The organism is Thermogemmatispora sp., from assembly GCF_019683755.1.
In the GTDB taxonomy this organism is placed as follows: Bacteria; Chloroflexota; Ktedonobacteria; order Ktedonobacterales; family Ktedonobacteraceae; genus Thermogemmatispora.
On record NZ_JADGHT010000253.1, the window covers coordinates 1 to 6,876 of the forward strand.

The 6,876-nt window shown below is 58.1% G+C and carries 5 protein-coding genes; 3 read left to right on the plus strand and 2 right to left on the minus strand.

Annotated elements, in window-relative coordinates; genetic code table 11:
* Positions 1–569 precede the first annotated feature (569 nt).
* Positions 570–1,244 (plus strand): response regulator transcription factor, encoded by a 675-nt coding sequence (locus IRZ24_RS14820; protein ID WP_297165575.1) that lies wholly within the window; start codon positions 570–572, stop codon positions 1,242–1,244.
* A 183-nt stretch (positions 1,245–1,427) separates the two neighbouring features.
* Positions 1,428–3,032 (plus strand): HAMP domain-containing sensor histidine kinase, encoded by a 1,605-nt coding sequence (locus tag IRZ24_RS14825; protein WP_297165577.1) that lies wholly within the window; start codon positions 1,428–1,430, stop codon positions 3,030–3,032.
* Positions 3,033–3,155: 123 nt separating this feature from the next.
* Here IRZ24_RS14825 and IRZ24_RS14830 read toward each other — a convergent pair whose 3' ends face one another.
* Positions 3,156–3,614 (minus strand): hypothetical protein, encoded by a 459-nt coding sequence (locus IRZ24_RS14830; RefSeq protein WP_297165579.1) that lies wholly within the window; start codon positions 3,612–3,614, stop codon positions 3,156–3,158.
* Positions 3,615–3,962: 348 nt separating this feature from the next.
* Here IRZ24_RS14830 and IRZ24_RS14835 point away from each other — a divergent pair, with 348 nt between their 5' ends.
* Positions 3,963–4,730 carry an SDR family oxidoreductase gene (locus IRZ24_RS14835; protein WP_297165581.1) on the plus strand — a complete coding sequence of 256 codons (768 nt, stop codon included), beginning with the start codon at positions 3,963–3,965 and terminating at the stop codon, positions 4,728–4,730.
* A 226-nt stretch (positions 4,731–4,956) separates the two neighbouring features.
* Here the strand turns inward: IRZ24_RS14835 and IRZ24_RS14840 are convergent, their stop codons facing one another.
* Positions 4,957–6,792 carry a chloride channel protein gene (locus IRZ24_RS14840; protein WP_366914310.1) on the minus strand — a complete coding sequence of 612 codons (1,836 nt, stop codon included), beginning with the start codon at positions 6,790–6,792 and terminating at the stop codon, positions 4,957–4,959.
* Between the last annotated feature and the right edge of the window lie 84 nt (positions 6,793–6,876).

Genomic DNA, 6,876 nt, shown 5'->3' on the forward strand with positions numbered 1-6,876 from the left:
GTAATGCATATCGAACGAGTCTATTACTGCGTTCTCCTCTGCTATGCTTTTATTTATATGTCTGCTAGGACTGCTGGCATCCGTCTTTACTGTACTGAAATCCTAGCCTGAATTCTTCCGTGACTACTCTCTTACTAACTAACCGACGAGAGCCGACCGGTCCGACTGCCCCTTTGAGGCGAGATTTTTCATCTGGCCAATCCGTCTGACCTTACTCTGCGTTGGCCCGCCTTCGTAACCTACGGCCCCTTGGCCGACAAATCAGGATCTGCTTCACCTTGGCGGTTGCTTTCCCTGCTCCCCCTCGCACTGGATCTGCGCTATAATAAAAAGCCAGGCACTCTCAGCTCTCTCTCAGCTTATTCTCAGGATTCATTCATTGGAGACTGGCATACTGAGTCTGGGGAAAGAGGCAGAAGGGTGCGCTCACTGTCAGCTCGTTGGGTTCTCCCTCTCTCCCTCTCGATAACTCAGTAGATCCTGGTAAGGCGCTGGCTTGGTACAGTGACTGGTTAGTCGACCAGCCATTGCGAGCCAGGGCGGCACACCAGTCACTCGGAGAGAGGTTTATGAAGGCGCATATTCTGGTTGTTGACGATGATCCACGTATTACCAATCTCCTGCGCAGGATTCTAGCCTACGAAGGCTACAGCGTGGCCATAGCTGCTACTGGCGATGAGGCCCTCATGCGTAGCCTGGAGCACCCACCTGATCTGATGATCCTCGATATTATGCTCCCCGGTATCGATGGGCTAGAAGTAGTCCGTCGCCTGCGCGCGGCCGGTGATACCATGCCTGTATTAATGCTGACCGCTCGAGATGCCGTTCCTGATCGGGTGAAGGGCTTTGAGATGGGGGCGGATGATTATCTAGTCAAGCCCTTTGCTCCCGAAGAGCTATTGGCACGTGTGATGGCTCTCTTACGTCGTAGTCAGATCGAGCGTAGTGAAGTGCTGCGCTATGCCGACCTGACCCTCGATACGGGCACCCGGCTCGCCTACCGCGGGCAACGCGAGATCGAGCTGTCTCCCACTGAATATGAGCTACTGGCACTCTTCCTACGCCGTCCCCGGCAAGTGCTCACCCGCGACCTCATCATGGAACGGGTCTGGGGGCTCGATTTTGAAGGTTCTTCAAACGTGCTGGAAGTCTATATCGGCTACCTACGCTCGAAATTGGAGGCTGGCGGCGAACCGCGACTGATCCACACGGTGCGTGGCATCGGCTATGTACTCAAGGAGTAAGTGTCTCTGGCTCACGGCTTGCCTCCCCTGGCGGGAGCAGCGGATAGAGAAGCAGGCTCTGACTCAGCAGCAACTCTGGTTAGGGCTTGCAGCTGTGAGGCGCCCTCACCTGCATAGGGGAAGAGAAGCGATGGCCCGAATCTCCGCCGCAGCCATTGGACTACGAGGAAATGGAAAAGATGTATGGGTGAAATTGGTGCTGCTCGGGCGACTGCCCGCTTGCGGGCAATGCCTCACACGCTGCGCCTGCGCCTGGTCTTCTGGTATGGCCTACTGCTAACGATCACGCTCGTGGCCTTTGGCACCTTGATTTTCCTCCTGGCAAGTAATGCACTCAACCAGAGCGTGATCACTAATACCCGCGTCGTTGGCCACGCCGCCTTGCTCGACGTCGAGCGACAGCTCCAGCCCAACCCGCCCTATTTGCCTCTTAATCCTGATCTGCATGATATTGATCTCTATCGTACCCCGATTGTATTTGCCCTCTTGACCCCTGATGGTCAGGTAGTGTACTCCTCGAATGGCAGCCAGCTCAGTATGTTACCGCGGAATGGTGCGGCTTGGAATGCCGCTCTGCGTCGCCAGGAGGCCTGGTATACCACTGAAGTCAATGGCGACCGCCTCTACGTCGGTGTACTCCCGATCTGCCAGCCCAAAACAGCAAACACACTGCCGGCTGAGGTCAGCGCCACAGCAGTTCCCGCCTGTCAGGGTCCGCTCGTCGGTCTGCTGCTGGTGGCGAAATCCTTTAACGACGTCGACAATATTCTGCTCCTGCTCAAGACACTGCTTGTGGTTGCCAGTGCTGTTATTCTCATCGGGGCCCTGGCAGGTGGCTGGTTCATTGTCAGTCACATCCTGCGCCCGCTAGAAGACGTCGTAGCAACAGCGCGCGCTATCAAAGAAGCCACAGCCCGCGGTACCCGCATTGGTGATCTGAGCCTGCGCGTTCCACGCCCGCGTCGTCACGACGAAATCGGGCTGGTGATCGATTCTTTCAACGCTATGCTCAGCGACCTGGAACACGCTGTTCGTGCTCAGCGCCGCTTCATCGCTGATGCCTCACACGAGCTGCGCGCCCCGCTCACCACCATTCAGGGCAACCTGGCCTTTCTCCAGCGCCATATCGATGAGTTGCCGCCCGAGGAACGACGAACGATGCTCTGCGATGCCCATAGTGAAACTCTGCGCCTTGCTCGTCTGGTCGATGACCTCCTGCTACTGGCACGGGCCGATGCAAGTTTCGCTCGCCGGAATGCCGAGGAGGAGATCGCCGCAGGCAGCAATGGCCGACGCGCTCTTCCGCCAGTCGTTGAGCTAGATCGAGTGGTCCTGCATCTCATCCGTCAGCTACGTCTTCGTCTCCAAGCCGAGGATTCACCTCTTAAACTTGAGATCGGACATATTGAGCCAGTACGTGTACGTGGTGAGGAAGAGCAATTAAGACGTCTGATGCTCATTTTGCTTGATAATGCCCTGAAATATACCCCGGCTGAAAGTGAACAGCAGCCAGGACGGGTAGTCGTTTCTCTGGAGCGCATTGGCAATGAAGCCCTGCTACGCGTCAGTGATACGGGGATCGGCATCGATCCCGCTGACCTCCCTCACATTTTCGAACGCTTCTATCGAGCCGACCGGGCTCGCCAGCGCCCAGGCACAGGCCTTGGCCTGGCTATCGCCCAGACGCTGGTTGAGCAGTTCGGCGGACGCATCGGGGCCGAGAGTGTGCCTGGCGAAGGAAGCACCTTTAGCGTGTGGCTACCTGTCGCCACACCCGGCAGCCAGTGAGGGTTGGCGGCGCTTGGCAGTTGAAGACAAGCACACAACCCTGTTGAGGCGAGCGGCCAGCCTGCTTCTGCCCTCTCCATCCCGTAGGCAAGCGCGATGCCGCATTTCTACGCTGCTCAGGTGCTACTCAGACTTTTCTCCCTCGGTGTTGGGCAAGGATTGGTCGCCGGATGATGAGGCCAAGTCTTCAGGATACGTCAGATCAAAGAAAGGTGAAGGCTCTTCTGTACGAATGTTGGGAGCATATGGTCCACGCCGGTCAGGCCCTGAGTGGGCGTCATAGGCCCCATAGCCTTGCAGCAGCTCCGCCGCCTTCTGGGCGCTAGCTGGAGGCAGACCGGCGACGCGCACTGTAACAAGGGCGTGTCCTGCCCGAAATTCTTGTTCATAAAAGTGGGCCTCTTCCTCGGGCACGCCAGCCTCCGTGAGATAGGCCAGGTCCAGGCGAGGTCGGCGCATCTCCTGCGGATTGGCCAAACCTAGATAGTCAGCTCCAAAGCCTGCTGCGCGCAGGGTCTCATAGGCCTGCCTCGCCTGGCGGGGATCTTCAAAAACGCCGACAATCACATTGCTCTCTGCCATATCTGCTTTCTCTTCCTCCCTTGCTCTTGTGCTCTTGCCTATTAGGGACGCCTCAAAGGCTCTGCTCTGACTCTCTTCTTTCGTCTGCTGAGCCGGTGGCCTCTCTGGCAATGCTCGCTAGTTACTATACTGGCTTGCCACTGTCACGAAGATTCCACGTGTCAGTGGGAGCCGTCGTGACTCTACCATAGCCTGTTATCACCGGCTATGCGGAAGGAAACTGCGACAAGGGGAGATGGAGCAAGAGGACCGCCTGCCTCGTGTTTTTCTATGAGCACGCGTCTGGCGTGGCTGGTTAGCCAAAACAGGAGTCGTCAATCAACCGCTCAGGCGGAGGAGGAACCGAAGATGCAGCTTGCCAACAAGGTCGCTCTGATCACCGGGGGTGACAGCGGGATCGGACGAGCTATGGCCCTGCGCTTCGCCAGCGAAGGGGCGCGAGTGACCATTAGCTATGCTCATGCTGCGGAGAAGGCGAGGGAGGTGCAGCAGCTTATTGAACAAGGAGAAGGACAGGTCCTTGTGCTGCAGGCTGATATAGCCCAGTACCAGCAGGCCATAGCGCTTGTAGAGCGAACAGTCGAGCATTACGGTCGCCTTGATATCCTGGTCAACAACGCCGGTATGGAGATCCATCATCCGTTTGTCGAGGTGACTGAGGAAGAGTTCGATCACGTGCTGGCGGTGGATCTCAAAGGCCCCTTTTTTTGCGCCCAGGCAGCGGCTCGCCAGATGATCAAGCAAGGAACAGCGGGGCGCATTATCAATGTTTCCTCTGTTCACGAGGATCTACCTATGCCTCTCAATGTACCCTATTGCTGTGCTAAAGGTGGCCTGCGCATGTTGATGCGTACCATCTGTCTAGAGCTGGCCCCCTATCAGATTACAGTTAACAACATTGCCCCTGGTGCTATCGATACGCCGATCGACGCTGATGTCAAAGCCGATCCTCAGAAATACCAAGCGCTGCTAGAGGAGATCCCGCTGCATCGCATGGGCCAGCCTGAGGAGGTCGCCGCTCTGGCTGTTTACCTGGCCTCCGATGCGGCTGCCTATGTCACAGGCTCGACCTTTGTCATCGACGGTGGCCTCATGCGCAATACAGGCTCACTCTAGCGAAGCGGCAAGGGCAGAAATGCTGACCCGATCTCTCCGCCGTCTTGCATAGCTGCTCGCCCAGTCCCTTGCTCCAACCAGGCCAGTGTAGCTGTGGCTGGATCATAAGCCTTGCGCGACAGGGCGCTATGATCCAGCCACAAAAGGAGCCATCTCGTTGATGACGCCTGGCCTGGGGTGGCGTTATTCGTACACTTTTTGTGTAAACCGAGCGGGGCTTTTGGGTTCAGCGACGTGTCTGCTGACCCTCACCGTGCTCGCTATCAGGTGCAGAGAGATGCTCGTCGCGCAGACGCAGAGCCTGTAAGCGGGCCCCGAGAGGGAAGAGAAGGCGAATGCGCAGAACGCGCTCGCGACTTCGCTCCTCGATCAAGGTACGCACGCGCGCCTTAAGGAGATCGCTCAGCGAGACCAGTCCAACCAGGCGTCCGGTCGCAGGCTCCACCACCGGCAGACGCGTCAGCCCGGTCTCAGCCATGCGATAGACCACGGAGCGAAGCGGCTCATCGGGATAGCAAACCACTGGCTGGCGGCGGATCGACTCAACAAGCAAACGCCCATTCTGTTGCTCGGCGCTCTCCTTGTGCTCGCGGGAAAGCAGCTCCAGATCGCGGCGCGTCAACACTCCAACGAGGCGCTCTTGCTCGTCGATCAAAGGATAAAGGCGCTGACCGTGCTGATGGGAGACGCGCCGCAGCGATTGCAGCAGCTCCTTTTGCGGCAGCGAAGCGGGCAGTGCCACGATGCTGGTGCGCATCACCTCGCGGATAAAGATGATCTCCAATGGATCAATAGAGTACTCGCGAGTCAGATGGTAGCCGCGCCGGCTGACCTTCTCCGTCAAGATCGAGCGCCGCATCACCAGAACCGTGAAGGCGTGAGCTGAGGTCACGGCGATCAAAAGGGGGAGCAAAGCGTTGACATCGTGGGTCAATTCCAGCATAAAAACAATGCCGGTGAATGGAGAGCGCATTGTTCCGCCGAGAATAGCCCCCATGCTTACCAGAGGCCAAAACCCGCGTCCCTCAGCAGGAAGCAAAGGGGTCAACAGTCCGCCTAGAGCGCCGCCCATCAGAAGAAGGGGAGCCAGCACGCCGCCTGAGGTACCGGAGCCGAGCGAGATCGCCCAGATGGTAGACTTAACCAACAAGACGCCCACAATGATCGTGAGGGGAACATTGCCCTGCAAAAGAGCGCTGATGGTAGCGTAGCCTACCCCCAGAGCCTGGGGAAAGATCAGCCCGCCCAGGCCGATGGCCAGACCTCCGATGGCCGGCCACCACATCCAATGGATGGGCAACGCACGGAAGGCATCTTCTGAGGCATAGACTGCGCTTGTTAACAAGGCCGAGAGGATACCAGCAAGCAGACCAACAGCCAGGCAGCAGAGCATCGCTCGGGGACCAATGAACGCTGGGTGGGGAGGCACCGGAAAGAGCGGTCCCATACCGATCAGGTAGCGTCGCAGCACGGCGGCTGTCGCGCTGGCCAACGCGACGGGGATCATGCTACGCGGCTTCCACTCGAAGAGGAGCAGCTCTACGGCAAGCAGCACCGCCGCCACAGGTGAGGCGAACGTGGCCGACATGCCTGCTGCCGCCCCAGCAACGAGCAGCGTCTTGCGTTCAGCGCTGCTCAGATGGAAGAATTGAGCGATCATCGAGCCAAACGCTCCTCCGGTCATAATAATCGGACCCTCTGCCCCAAAGGGACCGCCAGAGCCGATCGAGATGGCCGAGGAGAGCGGCTTGAGAAAAGCAACGCGCGGTTGCACGCGGCTACCATTGATCAGAATCGCCTCAATAGCTTCAGGGATGCCGTGTCCACGGATACGCTCCGAACCGTAGCGCGCCATCAGGCCGATGATCAAAGCTCCAATGATCGGCACCAGCACCTCAAAAGGGCCGAGATGGTTCCCTGCCGGCGAAACCAGGGAGGTATCGAAGCGCTGATAAAAGAAGAGATTGGTAAACAAGCCAATGAGGCGCAATAAGACGAGGGCGACAACTGCCCCAAGGGCACCGATGGCGATGGCCAGCAAGGAGGTGGGGATGACCCGCACTGTGGTCGTAAAGTCGCCAAGACGTTCGCCCTTCTGATCTTCATCCTCTCCCCTCAGCGCCTGTAGCAGAGTCCTCCATAGTCG